The sequence below is a fragment of the Streptomyces sp. AA1529 genome (assembly GCF_000280905.1).
GTDB lineage: Bacteria > Actinomycetota > Actinomycetes > Streptomycetales > Streptomycetaceae > Streptomyces.
Map to the genome: position 1 here is coordinate 87,024 of NZ_ALAP01000012.1, position 17,367 is coordinate 104,390.

Sequence of the window (17,367 nt, forward strand, 5' to 3'; positions counted from 1 at the left end):
CACCCCCCACCACTCGGTCGCGCCTGGCCCTCATCGGCCGGACTTCGGGTCGAACGCGTCCCTGACCGAGTCTCCGAGCAGGTTGAATGCGAGGATGAAGATCACCATCGCGCCGCCCGGGAAGAACATGTAGGTGATGTCGCTCTGGTAGATCTCGGCGCCCGTCGCGAACATCCGGCCCCAGTCCGGGGTGGGTTCCTGCAGGCCGACGCCGAGGAAGGAGAGTCCCGCGATGGCGGTCACGCTGTTCGGCAGCATGTAGGTGGCCTGCACCAGGATCGGCGTGACGAGGTTCGGCAGCAGCTCCTTGCGGACGATGCGGCCCGGCGGGGTCCCGGCGACCCTCGCGGCCTCGATGAACTCCCGCTCCCGCAGGGACAGCGTCTGACCGCGCAGCAGTCGCGCCAGTGTCATCCAGCCCAGCAGCCACATCACGTAGATCAGCACGCACGCGCGCAGCCAGGTGGGCATCTCGTCCCGGGGGTCCACCAGCAGCGCCGCCACGACCGGGGTGAAGGCCACGAAGAAGAGCTGGTTGGGGAAGGACATCATCAGGTCGGTGAACCGGCCGAGGAAGTAGTCGACCTTGCCGCCGAAGTAGCCGCCCACGACCCCGATCACGATGGCGGTGACCACCGACAGCAGGGTGATGATGACCGCGAGCGAGAGCGAGGTGCGGATCCCGTAGAGGAGCTGGGTGAAGACGTCCCGGCCCAGCCCCGGCTCCAGGCCGAACCAGAACTCCCCGTCCATGCCGCCGTTGGGCTTGACCGGGTAGAAGTTCTCGTTCAGCAGATCCGGCCGCAACTGCCCGTAGCGGGTGTAGGGATCCTTGCCGTACAGCTTGGCGATCACCGGCGCCAGAGCCGCGATCAGGAAGAAGGCGAGCACGATGCACGCCGAGATCACGCCCGTGCGGTCGCGCTTGAAGCGCGTCCACATGAGCCGGCCGGGGGACCGGCCCGCGAGTTCGTCCTTCTTGGCAACTCGCGTAGAACTCAGACCGGCGTCCTCGGGGCCAGGGGTGTCGGCCCCGGCCGCCGCAGCCTGGGAAGTACTCGTCATCGCGTGTGTGCTCCCGCGCTCAAATCTCGCCGAAACCCGAATCGTTGGGCGTGATGCGGGTGGGTTGAGCCGGACTTTGGCAAGCCGGTTACGTGCCAGTCAAGGGGTGTTGGGCAGGCTCGATGCTGTCCACCGCTTTCTTGAGCGAACGTTGCGCAGATCGAGGTGGCAACGTGCTTGACATCACATCGCGCCGCCGGGCAAAGCAGTCCAGGCCGCCAGGAATCGCCTTAACGGTTCCGCAACACGGCCGTCTTCTCACCGATATCCGAAGCAGCCGCCCTGAAGTGCGTACGGAATCCAACTCCTCCGAATGGATGATCACTTGGAGTTCCCGCGCGCGAGCGGTGCACATCGTGCGAAGATGGAGAGGCGGTCGGAGTGCCGTGCGGCGCGGCGCCAGGGGGAGCTTGTAGCCGGACGGCGATCACGGGTAGACACGGACGGATCCGGGGACATCGCGACACCGCACACACGGGGGGCCGAGCCATGGGCCAGGACAGGACACTCTCGCGCGGGGCGCGCGCCTTCGGGGCCCTGTTGACGGCCGTGCTCGCGCTGATCAGTCTCGGATGGATCGCCCGGGACTTCACCGAGGCCAACGAGGTCGTCGACGTCTGGTGGAACTGGGCCGGGCTCCCCGCCCGTGCCGAGGACGGCGTGTGGGTCACCTCGTTCCTCGAACCGACGCTCGTGCTGCTGTACTCCGTCGCCGCCGTGACCGCGTTCCGGTCCTCCTCGTCCGCGGCGATACTCACCTGCACCGGACTGCTGACCGTGGCCGTGCGGGTGCCGGGCCTGTGGAACCTCAACGCCGACTGGATGCAGGGCGTCCCGGACCGGCTGCTGAGCAAGGTGCTCTTCAGCACCATCGCCGCGGTCGTCATCGGGGCCGTTCTGGTCGTCACGGCGACAGCGGGCCGCCGCCCCGCCCACGGCGGCTTCGACGGGTACGGCCCCGGAACGTACGGCCTCGGCGGGCGGGACGAACCCGATCCCGCCGACGGCCCCCCGGCGGGGCCCACCCGGAGCGGAGCCGTCGCCGCCTTCCTGCTGCTGGGCACCTGCGGTGTGGTGCTCGCCGCGTGGGAGATACGCACCTGGCAGCAGTACGGCTGGGAGCGCTACGCGCACACGCTCACCGGCGAGCGCGGGATGGTCCGGCTGCTGGACGCACCGACCGGCTGGACGCTGTGGGCCGTCGTCGTGCTCAGCCTGGTGACGGCGACGGCGGCCCTCGGCGGTGCGCCCTTCTCCCGCCCGCTCGGCCTGATCTCCGCCGCCCCGCTGCTCGCCCTCGGGGTCTTCGGGACGGCCTTCAGCCTAAAGCTGGACTTCTTCCGGCACCTCGACGACCTCGGTATCGAGAGCCGGCTCCACGTGCTGACGAACGTGTTCGAGGCGGCCGCCGGGCTCGCCGTGCTGCTGGCCCTCACCAAGGGCACGGTCCGCGACTCCCCCGCTGCCTCCGCCACCCCGGACCGGCGCCTGACCACCTCCTGACCCGACCGGGCGCCCCCTCCGCGCGGCGGCGACGGCACCGCCGCCCGGCCGGCCGCGCACCGGAGGCGGCCGCCCGGAGCGCGCGTGCGCTCAGCGGTTCGACGGCGGGATCACCGCGGTGCGCTCGGCCGCGAAGTGGCACGCGGACGGGTGGTGCACGGGCTGGCCGGGCAGGGTGCCGGCGAAGTTCTCCGGCAGTGCCAGCGCCGGTTCCTCGACGGCACAGCGCTCCTGGGCCTTCCAACAGCGGGTGCGGAAGTGGCATCCGGAGGGCGGGTTGGCCGGTGAGGGCACATCGCCCTCCAGCACGATCCGCTCGCGGGCGTCCTCCGTCTCCGGGTCGGGCACCGGCACGGCCGACAGCAGCGCCTGGGTGTAGGGGTGGGTGGGGTGCTCGTAGATCTCGGTCTCGGTGCCGATCTCCACGATCTTGCCGAGGTACATCACGCCGACGCGGTCGGAGATGTGCCGGACGATGGACAGGTCGTGCGCGATGAACATGTAGGAGAGCCCGAACTCCTGCTGGAGCTGCTCCATCAGGTTGACCACCTGCGCCTGCACCGACACATCCAGCGCCGAGACCGGCTCGTCCGCCACGATGATCTCCGGACGCAGCGCCAGCCCCCGCGCGATCCCGATCCGCTGCCGCTGACCACCACTGAACTGATGCGGATACCGGTTGATGTACTCGGGATTCAACCCGACCACATCCAACAGCTCCTGCACCCGCCGCCCCCGGTCCCCCTTCGGCGCCACCTCGGGATGGATGTCGAACGGCTCCCCGACGATGTCCCCCACCGTCATCCGCGGATTCAACGACGTGTACGGATCCTGGAACACCATCTGAATGTTCCGCCGCACCGCCTTCAAAGCCCGCCCCGACAGCTTCGAGATGTCCTCACCCCGGTACCGGATGGTCCCCGAGGTGGGCTGTTCGAGGTGGGTGATCAGCTTGGCCACCGTGGACTTGCCGCAGCCCGACTCCCCCACGATGCCCAGCGTCTCGCCCTTGTGCAGATCGAAGGAGACGCCGTCGACGGCCTTGACCGCACCGATCTGCCGCTTGAAGAGGATGCCCTGCGTCAGCGGGAAGTGCTTGGCCAGATCCCGCACCTCCAGGATCGGCTCGCCCGCCGGGTCTCCGGTGCCCTGGTGCGGTCCCGTCGCCGGATTCCGCGCCTCCCGGGACGAGCCGTGCCCCGAGCGGTCAGCGTCCATCGAACATCTCCCTCCAGAAGTGGCAGGCGCTGTGCCGCTGTGCCGACACCTCGTACAGCGGCGGCTCGTCCGTGCGGCAGACCGCGCGTGCCATCGGGCAGCGCGGGTTGTAGGCGCAGCCCGGCGGGATGTCCAGCAGGCTGGGCGGCATCCCGCGGATGACGTTGAGCTGCTGCCCCTTCTGGTCCAGGCGCGGGATGGAGTCGAGCAGGCCCTTGGTGTAGGGGTGCGCGGGCGCCTGGTAGAGCTCCTTGACCGGCGCCGTCTCCACGATCCGGCCCGCGTACATCACCGCGATCTTGTCGGCCACGTCCGCCACCACGCCCAGGTCGTGGGTGATCAGGATGAGCCCCATCGTGAACTCCCGCTGGAGCTCCGCCAGCAGCTCCATCACCTGGGCCTGCACCGTGACGTCCAGCGCCGTCGTCGGCTCGTCCGCGATGATCAGATCCGGCTCCAGCGCCAGCGCCATCGCGATCATGATCCGTTGCCGCATACCCCCGCTGAACTGATGCGGGAAGTCCCCGACCCGCTGCCGCGCCGCCGGGATGCGGACCCGCTCCATCAGCTCGACGGCCCGCGCTCTGGACTCCTTGCGGCCCAGGCCCTGGTGGACGCGGAACATCTCGGCCAGTTGGAAACCCACGGTCAGCACCGGGTTCAGCGACGAGAGCGCGTCCTGGAAGATCATCGCCATCTTCGAGCCGCGGATCCGCCGCCGCTCCTCCTCGGGCAGGCTCAGCAGGTCCCGCCCCTGGAAGAGGATCTCGCCCCCGGTGATCCGGCCCGGCGGCATGTCGAGGATGCCCATGACCGCCTGCGCGGTCACCGACTTGCCCGAACCGGACTCGCCCAGCACCGCCAGCGTCTCACCGGCCTCGACGGTGTAGCTCACTCCGTTGACGGCCCGCGCCACCCCGTCCCGGGTGCGGAACTCGACGAACAGGTCGCGGACTTCGAGCAGACTCACCGCACTCACCTCAGCTTCGGGTCGAGGGCGTCGCGGACGGCGTCGCCGAGCATGATGAAGGCCAGCACGGTGAGGCTGAGCGCGGCGGCCGGGTACAGCAGGATGTGCGGCGCGTTGCGGAACTGCATGCCCTGGGAGGCCGCGGAGATGTCCGCCCCCCAGGAGACCGTGGGCGGCTGGAGCCCGACGCCGAGGTAGCTGAGCGTGGCCTCCAGCGAGATGTAGGTGCCCAGCGCGATGGTCGCGGTCACGATGACCGGCGCGACGGCGTTGGGCAGGATGTGCCGCACCATCATCCGGGCGTTGCCCGCGCCCAGCGCCCGGGCGGCCTGTACGTAGTCGTTCTGCTTGACGGTGATGACCGAGCCGCGCGCGATCCGGGCGACCTGCGGCCAGCCGAGCAGCACGATGAAGGTGACCACCGTCCACACGGACCGGCTGCCGGTCATCGAGAGGAAGACCAGGCCGCCCAGGACGATGGGGATACCGAAGAAGATGTCGGTGAGGCGGGAGAGCAGCGCGTCCCACACCCCGCCGAAGAACCCGGCGAGTCCGCCCAGCAGGCTGCCCAGCACCGCCACTCCGGCGGTGGCGCAGACACCGACCGTCACGGAGGTGCGGGCGCCGTAGACGACCCTGGTGTAGACGTCGCAGCCCTGGGTGTCGAACCCGAACCAGTGCCCGGCCGAGGACGGGTCCAGCGAGCGGCCGAGCCGGCAGGAGAGCGGATCCCGGGTGGCGATCAGCCCCGGCCACAGCGAGATCAGCACGAGAAAGGCGATGATCAGTCCGGCGATCACGAACACCGGGTTGCGCCGCAGCTCGTGCCAGGCGTCCGACCACATGCTCCGCCCCCGCGCGGGCCGTCCGCGCCCGGACGGGGGCTTGCCCCGGAGTCCTCCTCCCCCTTCCTCGGCCAGTTCCTCCATGGCCCCGCCGGGCCCCTCGATGGCCGGCGTCCCGGTCATGCGCTCCCCTCTCTTCCCGCGGCCGCACCGCTGGCTGCCGCGGGCGCCGCGGCGTGGGCCGGGCCGTCCCCGGCGGTGTCGGAGGCGTCTGCCCTGCCAAGGCGGGGCGGGTCAGGCATAGCGGATCCTCGGGTCAAGCACCGCGTACAGGAGGTCGACGAGCAGGTTCGCGAGGAGGAAGACGATGACGAGGACGGTCACGAAGCCGACGACGGTGGGCGAGTTCTGCCGGACGATGCCCTGCCACAGCTGGAAGCCGACTCCGTGGATGTTGAAGATCCGCTCGGTGACCAGCGCCCCGGCCATCAGGTTGCCGACGTCCGTCCCGAGGAAGGTGACGACGGGGATCAACGAGTTGCGCAGCAGATGCCGCACGGTCACCCGGCGCCGGGAGAGCCCCTTGGCCACGGCAGTGCGCACATAGTCGGCGCGGGCGTTCTCCGCGATCGAGGTCCGGGTGAGCCGGGTGACGTAGGCCAGTGAGACGAGAGCGAGGACCAGCGCGGGCAGCAGCAGTTCGCGGGCCGGCGCCGCGGGCGAGACGGCCGGGGAGATCCAGCCCCACTTCACGCCGAGCAGGTACTGCGCGAGGCTGCCGGTCACGAACGTGGGGACGGAGATGACGACGAGGGTCAGCATCAGCACCCCGCTGTCGATGGGCCGCCCGCGGCGGAGCCCGGTCAGCACTCCCAGGGTGATGCCGACGAGGATCTCGAAGACGATCGCGAGCACCGCGAGCCGGATCGTGATGGGGAAGGCCGTCCCCATCAGTTCGGTCACCGGCTGGCCGTTGAAGGCGTTTCCGAAGTCACCGGTGAAGATGTTGCCCATGTAGAGCACGTACTGCTGCCAGATGGGCTTGTCGAGGTTGAATTCCTCGCGCAGTTGCTCGGCGGTTGCCGGGTCGGGAGCCCGTTCCCCGAACATCGCGTTGACCGGGTCCCCGACGGCGTACACCATCACGAAGATGAGAAAGGTCGTCCCGATGAACACCGGGATCATCTGGAGCAGTCGTCTGACGACGTAGCGCCCCACGGCGGCTCACTTGACCTTGATGTCGGTGAAGACCGGGACGGAGAACGGGTTGAGTTTGACGTCGCTGACCCGGCTGGAATAGCCGGCGTTCCCGTTCTGGTACCACAGCGGGATCGCGGGGAGGGTGTCCAGGATGCGCTTCTCGGCCTGCTGGAACAGACCGATGGCGGCCTTCTCGTCGGTGGCGGAGTTCGCCTTGTCCATCAGCTTGTCGACCTGGGGGTCGGAGAAGCCCGAGTCGTTGGAGGAGGCGTCCGTGTAGAAGATGGGCTGGAGGAAGTTCTGGATGAGCGGGTAGTCCATCTGCCAGCCGGTCCGGAACATCCCCGTGATCTTCCGGTCGGTGATGTCGGAGCGGAACTCGCTGAAGGTGGGCACCGGGTTGACGGTGCAGGCGCTGTTCCGGCCCAGCGTGCGGTTGATGCTGTTGCAGACGGCCTCCATCCACTGCCGGTGCGAGCCGGTGTCGACGTTGGAGGTCAGGGTGATCTTCCCGCCGGGCAGCCCGCCGCCCTCCTCGATGAGCTTCTTGGCCTGCTTCGGGTCGTAATCGCACACGTCGCCGCAGAGACCCGGCTTGTAGCCGCCGGCGGCCTTGAGCACGGGCGAGGTGAGGTCGGTCGCCGGCTCCCGGGTGCCGTGGTAGATCTTCTCGGTCACCTGCTTGCGGTTGATCGCCATGGAGAGTCCGCGGCGCACCTTGACGGCCTTCGCGCTCTGCCACGCCTTGTCGTACATGGGGAACGAGATGGTCTGGATGATGCCCGCGGGCTGGTTGATGTAGCGCCCGTCCAGATCCCGCTTCGCGTTCTTGAGCTGCCCGGCCGGAAGTTCGTCGACGACGTCCAGGTTTCCCGCCTGGAGGTCGGTGTAGCCGGTGTTCTGGTCGGTGTAGACCTTCAGCTCGACGCCCTTGTTGCGGGGTTTGTCGTCCCCGGCGTAGTGGGTGTTCCGGGACAGCTTCATCGACTGGCCCTTGGTGTAGGAGTCCACCTTGTACGGGCCGTTTCCGACGGGCTTCTCCAGCCAGCCGCCGTGGTCGCTGAAGAAGGACTTCGGCAGCGGCGCATAGGCGCTGTACCCGAGGGTCTGCGGCCAGAGCGAGAACTTCTGGTTGAGCTTCACGGTGAAGGTGCGGGCGTCCTTCACCTCGAGCCCGGAGAGGGTCTTCGCCGTCGGCTTGCCCTTTTCCGGGTGGACGTCCTGATAGCCCTCGATGTACTGGAAGAAGTACGAGTTGATCTGCTTGTTGGTGACGAGCGCGCCGTAGTTCCAGGCGTCCACGAAGGACTTGGCCGTCACGGCGGTGCCGTCGGAGAACTTCCAGCCCTTCTTCAGCTTGACGGTGAAGTTCTGCTGGTCGTCGCTCTCGATGGACTCGGCCACGGCGTTCTCGGCCGCGCCCGTGGTCGGGTTGTACTTCTTCAGACCCCGGGAAATCATGTCCAGGACCTTGCCGCCCTGCACCTCGTTGGTGTTGGCGGGCTCCACGGGGTGCTGCGGATCGGTCCAGAACGCGCGTACGACCCCGTCCGCAGAACCGCCTCCGCCGCCGTCCGAGCTGCTGGCACACGCTGTCGCCGTCAGAGCGACGGCCCCTGCGGCGGCGAGCGCCCGCCGGATCACGGTGGTGCGGGTGGCTGCACGCATGGTGCCTCCTGGTGCGCTGGGGTCCGAGTACGCCTCAGATCCACATAACACCTTTTGACACCATATGCCTGGCTGCCCTGCCCACGGCGGAACGGGCTGGAACCCGTTCGGAGGACACCGCCGGCCGGTGCCGGCGGTGTCCTCTCCCCTCCGAGCCCCTCCGATCCCCTCCGAGCGGGTGGAGAGCGCGGTGTCAGGCGGCGACCACCGCGGCGTCCTCCTTCGCGAAGTGGCAGGCCGAGGGGTGCTCCGCACCGGACCCGGTCCCGTCGAACACCGAGGGCACCGCCAGCAGCGGCACCTCCTCCGCGCACCTGTCCGTGGCCTTCCAGCAGCGGGTGCGGAACCGGCATCCGGAGGGCGGGTTGGCCGGTGAGGGCACATCGCCCTCCAGCACGATCCGCTCCCGCTTCCCCTCAGCCTCCGGGTCGGGCACCGGCACGGCCGACAGCAGCGCCTGGGTGTAGGGGTGGGTGGGGTGCTCGTAGATCTGCTCGTCCGTCCCGATCTCGGCCATCCTGCCGAGGTACATCACGCCGACGCGGTCGGAGATGTGCCGGACGATGGACAGGTCGTGCGCGATGAACATGTAGGAGAGCCCGAACTCGTCCTGGAGCTGCTCCATCAGATTCACCACCTGCGCCTGCACCGACACATCCAGCGCCGAGACCGGCTCGTCCGCCACGATGATCTCCGGACGCAGCGCCAGCCCCCGCGCGATCCCGATCCGCTGCCGCTGACCACCACTGAACTGATGCGGATACCGGTTGATGTACTCGGGATTCAGCCCGACCACATCCAACAGCTCCTGCACCCGCCGCCGCCGATCCCCCTTCGGCGCCACCTCGGGATGGATGTCGAACGGCTCCCCGACGATGTCCCCCACCGTCATCCGCGGATTCAACGACGTGTACGGATCCTGGAACACCATCTGAATGTTCCGCCGCACCGCCTTCAAAGCCCGCCCCGACAGCTTCGAGATGTCCTCGCCCTTGTACCGGATGCTCCCGGAGGTCGGCCGCTCCAGGTTCATCAGCAGCTTGGCCACCGTCGACTTGCCGCAGCCCGACTCCCCCACGATGCCCAGCGTCTCGCCCGGGTACAGGTCGAAGGAGATACCGTCGACGGCCTTGACCGCACCGATCTGCCGCTTGAAGAGGATGCCCTGCGTCAGCGGGAAGTGCTTGGCCAGATCCCGCACCTCCAGGATCGGCTCGGAATTCTCGCGCCGCTCAGGCATCGATCGTCTCCTTCCAGAAGTGGCACGCGCTGCCGCGGGCGTCGTCGACCTCGGCGAGCGGGGGGAGCTCGGTGCGGCAGATGTCCCGCGCCGCCGGGCAGCGCGGATGGAAGGCGCAGCCCTCCGGCACCTTGGCCATGTTGGGCGGCAGCCCCTGGATGGCGTACAGCTCCTGGCCCTTGCGGTCGAGCCGCGGGATGGATTCGAGCAGGCCCTTGGTGTAGGGGTGCGCCGGGGCCCGGTAGAGCTCCTTGACCGGCGCCGTCTCCACGATCCGGCCCGCGTACATCACCGCGATCTTGTCGGCCACGTCCGCCACCACGCCCAGGTCGTGCGTGATCAGGATGAGCCCCATGTTGTACTCGCGCTGCAGGTCGGCGAGCAGGGCCATCACCTGGGCCTGCACCGTGACGTCCAGCGCCGTCGTCGGCTCGTCCGCGATGATCAGGTCCGGCTCCAGCGCCAGCGCCATCGCGATCATGATCCGTTGCCGCATACCCCCGCTGAACTGATGCGGATAGTCGTTCACCCGGGCCTTGGCCGCGGGGATCTTCACCCGCTCCATCAGCTCGATCGACCGGGCCTTGGCCTCCTTGCGGCCCAGCCCCTGGTGGACGCGGAACATCTCGGCCAGCTGGTACCCCACGGTCAGCACCGGGTTCAGCGACGAGAGCGCGTCCTGGAAGATCATCGCGATCCGGGCGCCGCGGATCTTGCGCCGCTCCTCCTTGGACATGGTGAGCATGTTCTCGCCGTGGAAGAGGATCTCGCCCTTGGGTATGCGCCCCGGCGGCATGTCGAGGATGCCCATGACCGCCTGCGCGGTCACCGACTTGCCCGAACCGGACTCGCCCAGCACCGCCAGCGTCTCACCGGCCTCGACGCTGTAGTTGACGCCGTTGACGGCCTTGACGACACCGTCCCGGGTCTGGAAATCGACGTGCAGGTCGCGCACTTCGAGGAGGGTCATGTCTTCTCCCGCCTCCCTCAACGGCTCTTCGGATCGAGGGCGTTGCGGACCGCATCGCCGAGCATGATGAACGCCAGCACGGTGAGGGACACCATGACGGCGGGGGAAATCAGAATGTGCGGCGCGGTACGCAGCGCGTCCTTGCCGTTGGAGACGTCCACACCCCAGGAGACCGCGGGTGCGGCCAGGCCGATGCCCAGGTAGGAGAGTGTCGCTTCGGCCGCGATGTAGCCGCCGAGGGCCGTGGTGGCGACCACCACGACCGGCGCCAACGCGTTGGGCACGATGTGCCGGAACATGATCCGTACCGTGCTCGCGCCCAGTGACTTCGCCGCATGCACGTAGTCGCTCTGCTTGACCGTGATCACCGAACCCCGGGCCACCCTGGCGATCTGCGTCCAGCCCAGGAAGAGCAGGGCGGCGATGACGACCCACAGGTTGCTCTTGGTGAAAGTGGTGAGCACGACCATGGCACCGAGCAGGAAGGGGATGCCCTGGAAGATGTCGGTGATCCGGGAGAGCACGCTGTCCAGCCAGCCGCCGAAGTACCCGGCGACCAGGCCGACGATGCCACCGACCAGCGTCACCGACAGCGTCACCAGTACACCGACGAGCACGGAGGCCCGGGCGCCGTGGACCATGCGAGCCCACACGGAACGGCCCTGGGTGTCGTACCCGAACCAGTCCTCGCCGAAGAAGTGGGTGTAGCGGGGCTCGCCCTGGTAGTGGTGCGTCAGGTCACCCACCGTCGGAGAGGCGGAGGTGAACCAGCCGGGAAAGGCGACCATCGTGAGCAGCAGCACGATCAGCACGGCCGAGATGACGAACATCGGGTTGCGCCGAAGGTCCTGCCAGGCATCTGTCCACAGACTGCGGCCCTTGGCCGGCTTGGCGTCCGCGCCCGAGGGGTCGGGCTGCGGATCCGTGGACGCCGATGCGGGCACGTTCAGGGTCTCAGTCATAACGGATCCTCGGGTCCAGGACCGCGTAAAGCAGGTCGACGAGCAGGCTGGCGACGAGATAGACGATGACGATCAGCGTGGCGATGCCGACGACCGTGGAGCCCTCGCGCCGGTTGAGCGCTTCGAAGATGGTGTTGCCGACACCGTGCACGTTGAAGATGCCCTCGGTGACGACCGCACCGGCCATCAGCGCGCCGATGTCGGTACCGAGGAAGGTCACCACCGGGATGAGCGAGTTGCGCAGCAGGTGGACTCCGACCACCCGGCGGCGCGGCAGCCCCTTGGCGATGGCGGTGCGTATGTAGTCGGCCCGCAGGTTCTCCGCCACCGAGGTGCGGGTGAGCCGGGTGACATACGCCAGCGAGAGCGCGGCCAGCACGATGGCCGGCAGCATCAACTGCCCGATGTCCCGGGAGTCCTGCACAGTGGGGGTGAGCCAGTCGAGCTGGAAGGCGAAGAGGTACTGGAAGAGGTATCCGAGCACGAAGCTGGGGATCGAGATCAGCAGCAGCGTGAAGATCAGGACGATCCGGTCGAAAGCCTTGTCGGCGAACAGGCCGGAGACCATGCCGAGCAGCACACCCACCACGACGGTGAAGACGAACGCGAAGAGCGTGAGCCGGATCGTCACCGGGAACGCCTGCTCGATCACCTCGGCCACCGGCCGCTGGGTGGCTATCTGGGTACCGAAGTCCCCCTGGAACAGACCGGTGAGGTAGTTCCAGTACTGGTGCCACAGGGGCAGGTCCATCCCGAGCTGATGCTTGATGGCCGCGATCTGTGCGGGGTCCGGCTTCTTTTCACCGTAGAGCGCCGCCACGGGGTCGCCGGGCAGCGCGTACATCATGCTGAAGATCAGCAGAGTCGACCCGATGAAGACCGGGATCATCTGGAGCAGTCGCCGCGCGACATAGCGCCCCATAGTGCCTCCGTAACGGAAAGAGGATTCAGGCGACGGCCGGGGCCGCCCGCGTCCGTGCGGGCAGCCCCGGCGTCAGCGACGTGCTGCTACTTGACGGTGATGTCGGTGATGAGGACGTTGCCGTCGAAGCCGACCTTGACGCCGTCGATGTCCTCGCCGTGCACGATGTTGGCCGCGTAGTCCCACAGCGGGATGGCCGGCATCTTCTTCAGCAGTTCCTTCTCCGCCGCCTGGTAGTCCTTGACGGAGGCGTCCAGGGAGTCGGCGTGGTCGCCCTTGGTGAAGAGCTCGTCGACCTTCTTGTCGGAGAACCGGCCGTAGTTGGTGGAGGCGCCGGTCTTGTACAGGTCCTGCATGAAGTTGATGTTCAGCGGGTAGTCCGCGAGCCAGCCGCCGCGGTAGGTGCCCTTGACCTTGTTGGCCTGGCGCGCCTCGAGGTCGGTCTGGAAGTCGGGCTTGGAGTCACCGACGCACTTGACCCCGGTGGCCTTGGTGATGCTGTTGCAGACCGCGGTCACCCATTCCTTGTGGCCGCCGTCGGCGTTGTACTGGATCCAGATCTTGTTGCCCGGGACGCCGCCGCCGTCCTCGACGTACTGCTTGGCCTTCTTCGGGTTGTAGGACAGCACATCGGTGTCGAGCTTCTGGTAGCCCTTGACCTGGGGCGGGGTGAAGCTCTTGGAGGGTATGCGGGTGCCCTGGAGCACCGTCTTGGTGATCGTCTTGCGGTCGATGGCCATCGACAGGCCCTGGAGCACCTTGGGGTCGATGTCCTTGAACGGCTTGGAGTAGAGGGCCGGGACGATGCTCTGGGTGCCGGCGTAGGGCACGTCCAGGGCGCGGTCGCCGAAGTCGGCCTTGCGCTTGGGCAGGTCCTTGGGGCCGACGCCGTCGACCAGGTCCAGGTTGCCGGAGAGGGCGTCCTGGTAGGCGGACTCCAGCTTGGAGTAGTTCTTGAACTGGATGCCCTTGTTCTTGGCCTTGTTGGACCCCTTGTAGCCGTCCGCGGCCTTGACCTGGATCAGCTTGTTGTGGGTCCACTTCTGGAACTCGTAGGGGCCGTTGCCCACCGGCTTCTGGCCGAAGCCCTTGGGGTCCTTGTAGAACGACTCGGGCAGCGGGGTGAAGGTCTTGTAGCCCAGCTTGTACTCGAAGTACGGGACCGGCTCGGACAGCTCGATGGTGAAGGTCTGGTCGTCGACGACCTTCAGCCCCGACATCTCGTCCTTCTTCGGGTCGCCCTTCTCCGGGTGGACGTCCTCGTAGCCCTTGATGTCGCCGAACCAGTAGCTGTTGGCCTGCTTGTTCTTGACGTTGGCCATCCAGTTCCACGCCTTGACGTAGGACTCGGCGGTCACGTCCGTGCCGTCGTGGAACTTCCAGCCCTTCTTGAGCTTGACGGTCCAGGTCTTGTTGTCCTTGGTGTCGACCGACTCGGCGTTCATGTCGATCAGGCCGCCCTTGGCGTCGTACCCGACCAGCCCGGTGAACAGCGCGTCGATGACGTAGCCGCCGAACTTCTCGTTCGTGTTGGACGGCATCAGCGGGTGCTGGGGCTCGCCGTTGAACATAGAGACGTACCCGGCGGGCTTCCCGGCGGCCGAGCCGCCGCCGTCCGAACCGCCGCAGGCCGTGGCCGCCAGGGCCACCGCCGCCGCGAGAGCGGACCACTGCATCGTCTTCGCGCCGCGCATGGGGCGTCCTCCTCAGAGTTTTCGCCAAGAAAAGAGGGGCGGTGCCCGGATCCGACAGTTCTGCCGGATCTACACAACACGCCCCCACGCTCGCGGAGTCGGCGCCCACATGACGGTGCGTGACTCTCTAACCCGAGCTCAATGACTTCACTATCCGCCTTCACCCCCCTGTTGAACCAGAGTCAACGAGTCTCATTTTGGTTACACATGCAACTTCTTATCCGTTATCCGGAGAGTGCTGGTGCACCAATGCGGATCAAACGGACAATCCCCTGCGGGGATTCTCTGCTCAACGGACACGAGTGAAGCGCGGCGCGAAGTCCAGGATGCACGAAGGGGCCCCACCCGAGAGGTGGGGCCCCTGTCCGTGCGATCGGACCGCTACGCAGCGCGACCGGACGCCGAAGCCGAGCGGCGCCGTCGCCGCACCGGAAACGCTCCCGCGGTCAGCGCTTGGCGCGGGCCGCAGCCCGCGCGCGCTCCTTCATGTCGAGGTTCACCTTCCGGATCCGCACCGTCTCCGGCGTCACCTCGATGCACTCGTCCTCACGGCAGAACTCCAGCGCCTGCTCCAGCGAGAGCCGCCGCGGGGGCACCAGGTTCTCCGTCGTGTCCGCGGAGGCCGCCCGCATGTTGGTGAGCTTCTTCTCCTTGGTGATGTTGACGTCCATGTCGTCGGCCCGGGAGTTCTCCCCGACGAGCATGCCCTCGTACACCTCGGTGCCGGGCTCGATGAAGATCGTGCCGCGCTCCTGCAGGTTCATCATGGCGAACGGCGTCGCCGTCCCGGAGCGGTCCGCGACCAGCGACCCGCTGCGCCGCGTGCGCAGCTCGCCGAACCACGGCTCGTGCCCCTCGAAGATCGAGTGCGCGATACCGGTACCGCGGGTCTCGGTCAGGAACTCCGTACGGAAACCGATCAGCCCGCGCGAGGGGACCAGCCACTCCATGCGCACCCAGCCGGAGCCGTGGTTGGTCATCGTCTCCATCCGGCCCTTGCGGGACGCCATGAGCTGGGTGATGGCACCCAGGTGCTCCTCGGGGGCGTCGATGGTCATCCGCTCGACCGGTTCGTGCAGCTTGCCCTCGATCTCGCGGGTGACGACCTCCGGCTTGCCCACGGTCAGCTCGAAGCCCTCCCGCCGCATCGTCTCCACCAGGATGGCCAGCGCCAGCTCGCCGCGGCCCTGCACCTCCCAGGTGTCGGGACGCTCGGTGGGCAGCACCCGCAGCGAGACATTGCCGATCAGCTCCCGGTCCAGCCGGTCCTTGACCAGCCGGGCCGTGACCTTGTGGCCCTTGCCGCCCTTGCCGACCAGCGGGGAGTTGTTGGTGCCGATCGTCATCGAGATGGCGGGCTCGTCGACGGTGATCAGCGGCAGCGCCACCGGGCTCTCGGCGTCCGCCAGCGTCTCGCCGATCATGATGTCCGGGATGCCGGCGACCGCGCAGATGTCCCCCGGCCCCGCCTCGCTGGCGGGCTTGCGGGTCAGCGCCTCGGTCATCAGCAGCTCGGTGATCCGCACGTTGTGCACCGTGCCGTCCCGCTTCATCCAGGCCACCGTCTGGCCCTTCTTCAGCGACCCCTCCTTGACCCGCAGCAGCGCGATCCGGCCCAGGAAGTTGTCCGCGTCCAGGTTGGTGACGTGGGCCTGCAGCGGCGCGCCCTCCTCGTACACGGGCGCGGGCACCGTCTCCAGCAGGGTGGTGAAGAACGGCTCCAGGTTGCTGCTGTCCTCGGGCACCGCACCGTCGGCGGGCTGGGTCAGCGAGGCGACACCGTCGCGGGCGCAGGCGTAGACGATGGGGAACTCGATCTGCTCCTCGTCCGCGTCCAGGTCCAGGAAGAGGTCGTAGGTCTCGTCCACGATCTCGGAGATCCGGGCGTCGGGGCGGTCCGTCTTGTTCACGCAGAGGATCACGGGGAGCCGCGCCTGGAGCGCCTTGCGGAGCACGAAGCGGGTCTGCGGCAGCGGGCCCTCGGAGGCGTCGACCAGCAGGACGACCGCGTCCACCATCGACAGCCCGCGCTCGACCTCGCCACCGAAGTCGGCGTGACCGGGAGTGTCGATGATGTTGATGGTGACCGGGTCGCCGCCGTCCTTGGGGTGGTAGCGGACCGCGGTGTTCTTGGCGAGAATGGTGATCCCCTTCTCGCGCTCCAGGTCGTTCGAGTCCATCACCCGGTCGTCGACGGATTCGAGCTGGTGGGCCGCGAAGGCCCCGGCCTGCTTGAGCATGGCGTCGACCAGGGTTGTCTTGCCGTGGTCGACGTGGGCGACGATAGCGACGTTGCGGATGTCGTGGCGCGTGGGCACTGGGGGGTGTCTCCCGGGTTGACGGATCGGGCCGCGCTTCCCCGGCCTCCCGGCCGGTGGTGCCCGGCCCTGTGCGGCCGGCCGCGGTCCCTGACGCCGGGCACGGCTCGCCGCGGCCTCGTCAACCATGGTACGGCCCCGTCCGCGGAGTGCCGGACGGGGCCGTGGTAGCGGGCCTCCGGGGCCCTTCGCTCAGCTCTTCCGGCGGCCCATGTCCTGGTACGCGGGAGAGGTGAAACCGGAGGCGCCGACGTTGGCCAGGTCCCGTTTGACCGCCACGAGCTGCGGGCGCTGGTAGAGCGGCAGCGAACCGGCCACCGCCCAGATCCGCCGGTCGGCCTTCTCCATCAGCTCCTTGCGGCGCCCGTCGTCGAGCTCACCCGCCGCCTGCTCGAAGAGCTGGTCGATCCGGTCGGTGCCGACGCGCGCGTAGTTCTGCTCCACCACCAGCGAGCCGTCGGACGCCGCGCGCGGCTTGGCGAAGATCGGCCGCGCCTCGGTGGCGGGGAAGGCCGTCGCGGGCCAGGAGAACAGCGCCAGGTCGTAGTCGCCCGCCGCGATGTGGTCCTTGAAGTAGCTCTCGCCGGGCACTTCCTTGATCTGGGTGCGGATGCCGACCTCGTTCAGCATCCGGGCGATGCGCTTGCCGGTGGCCCGCAGCTGCGCCGAGCCCTTGCCGCTCGGCAGCACGAACCGCAGCGCGAGCGGCTTGCCGTCCTTGCTGCGCACCGCGCTGGCCGGGTCGCCCGCCAGCAGCCGCATCTCCCGTGCCGTGGCCTGCACCTTCTCGGCCGTCGCGAGCGCGGCCCTGGCCCGGCTGAGCTTGCGCTCCGAGCCGGCCCGCTCGGCGGA

At 68.3% G+C, this 17,367-nt stretch carries 13 protein-coding genes and 1 pseudogene; 1 reads left to right on the forward strand and 13 read right to left on the reverse strand.

Going from position 1 to position 17,367, the window contains the following annotated elements; all coding sequences use genetic code 11:
* Positions 1-30 precede the first annotated feature (30 nt).
* Positions 31-1,065 carry an ABC transporter permease gene (locus A949_RS0102595; protein ID WP_078565313.1) on the reverse strand — a complete coding sequence of 345 codons (1,035 nt, stop codon included), beginning with the start codon at positions 1,063-1,065 and terminating at the stop codon, positions 31-33.
* 489 nt (positions 1,066-1,554) lie between these two features.
* Here A949_RS0102595 and A949_RS32225 point away from each other — a divergent pair, with 489 nt between their 5' ends.
* The gene (locus A949_RS32225; RefSeq protein ID WP_051019365.1) at positions 1,555-2,568 is read left to right on the forward strand and encodes a hypothetical protein; all 1,014 of its coding nucleotides are present in this window, start codon (positions 1,555-1,557) and stop codon (positions 2,566-2,568) included.
* 90 nt (positions 2,569-2,658) lie between these two features.
* Here the strand turns inward: A949_RS32225 and A949_RS0102605 are convergent, their stop codons facing one another.
* The 12 genes and pseudogenes from A949_RS0102605 to A949_RS0102660 form a co-directional block, all read right to left on the reverse strand.
* Positions 2,659-3,786 carry an ABC transporter ATP-binding protein gene (locus A949_RS0102605; protein WP_019354452.1) on the reverse strand — a complete coding sequence of 376 codons (1,128 nt, stop codon included), beginning with the start codon at positions 3,784-3,786 and terminating at the stop codon, positions 2,659-2,661.
* The gene (locus A949_RS0102610) at positions 3,776-4,756 is read right to left on the reverse strand and encodes an ABC transporter ATP-binding protein (protein ID WP_019354453.1); all 981 of its coding nucleotides are present in this window, start codon (positions 4,754-4,756) and stop codon (positions 3,776-3,778) included. The genes A949_RS0102605 and A949_RS0102610 overlap by 11 nt, the downstream gene beginning before the upstream one ends.
* Positions 4,757-4,761: 5 nt before the next feature.
* The gene (locus tag A949_RS0102615) at positions 4,762-5,724 is read right to left on the reverse strand and encodes an ABC transporter permease (RefSeq protein WP_019354454.1); all 963 of its coding nucleotides are present in this window, start codon (positions 5,722-5,724) and stop codon (positions 4,762-4,764) included.
* Positions 5,725-5,835: 111 nt separating this feature from the next.
* Entirely contained in the window at positions 5,836-6,759 is a 924-nt protein-coding gene (locus A949_RS0102620; protein ID WP_019354455.1) for an ABC transporter permease, read from the reverse strand.
* 6 nt (positions 6,760-6,765) lie between these two features.
* Positions 6,766-8,409: a peptide ABC transporter substrate-binding protein gene (locus A949_RS0102625; protein ID WP_019354456.1), complete on the reverse strand. Its 1,644-nt coding sequence runs from the start codon at positions 8,407-8,409 to the stop codon at positions 6,766-6,768.
* 193 nt (positions 8,410-8,602) lie between these two features.
* A complete protein-coding gene (locus A949_RS0102630) occupies positions 8,603-9,649 on the reverse strand; it encodes an ABC transporter ATP-binding protein (RefSeq protein WP_019354457.1) in 1,047 nt (348 codons plus the stop codon).
* The gene (locus tag A949_RS0102635) at positions 9,642-10,619 is read right to left on the reverse strand and encodes an ABC transporter ATP-binding protein (RefSeq protein ID WP_019354458.1); all 978 of its coding nucleotides are present in this window, start codon (positions 10,617-10,619) and stop codon (positions 9,642-9,644) included. Before A949_RS0102635 ends, A949_RS0102630 begins: the two co-directional genes overlap by 8 nt.
* Before the next feature lie 17 nt (positions 10,620-10,636).
* Positions 10,637-11,581: an ABC transporter permease gene (locus A949_RS0102640; protein WP_019354459.1), complete on the reverse strand. Its 945-nt coding sequence runs from the start codon at positions 11,579-11,581 to the stop codon at positions 10,637-10,639.
* A complete protein-coding gene (locus A949_RS0102645; RefSeq protein ID WP_019354460.1) occupies positions 11,574-12,503 on the reverse strand; it encodes an ABC transporter permease in 930 nt (309 codons plus the stop codon). The genes A949_RS0102640 and A949_RS0102645 overlap by 8 nt, the downstream gene beginning before the upstream one ends.
* A gap of 86 nt (positions 12,504-12,589) precedes the next feature.
* Positions 12,590-14,197, reverse strand: coding sequence for a peptide ABC transporter substrate-binding protein (locus A949_RS0102650; protein ID WP_019354461.1), 1,608 nt, complete (start codon positions 14,195-14,197; stop codon positions 12,590-12,592).
* Positions 14,198-14,643: 446 nt separating this feature from the next.
* Positions 14,644-16,515: a translational GTPase TypA gene (typA, locus tag A949_RS0102655; protein WP_019354462.1), complete on the reverse strand. Its 1,872-nt coding sequence runs from the start codon at positions 16,513-16,515 to the stop codon at positions 14,644-14,646.
* Positions 16,516-16,707: 192 nt separating this feature from the next.
* A pseudogene (locus A949_RS0102660) lies at positions 16,708-17,367 on the reverse strand (ABC transporter family substrate-binding protein); the annotation flags it as partial.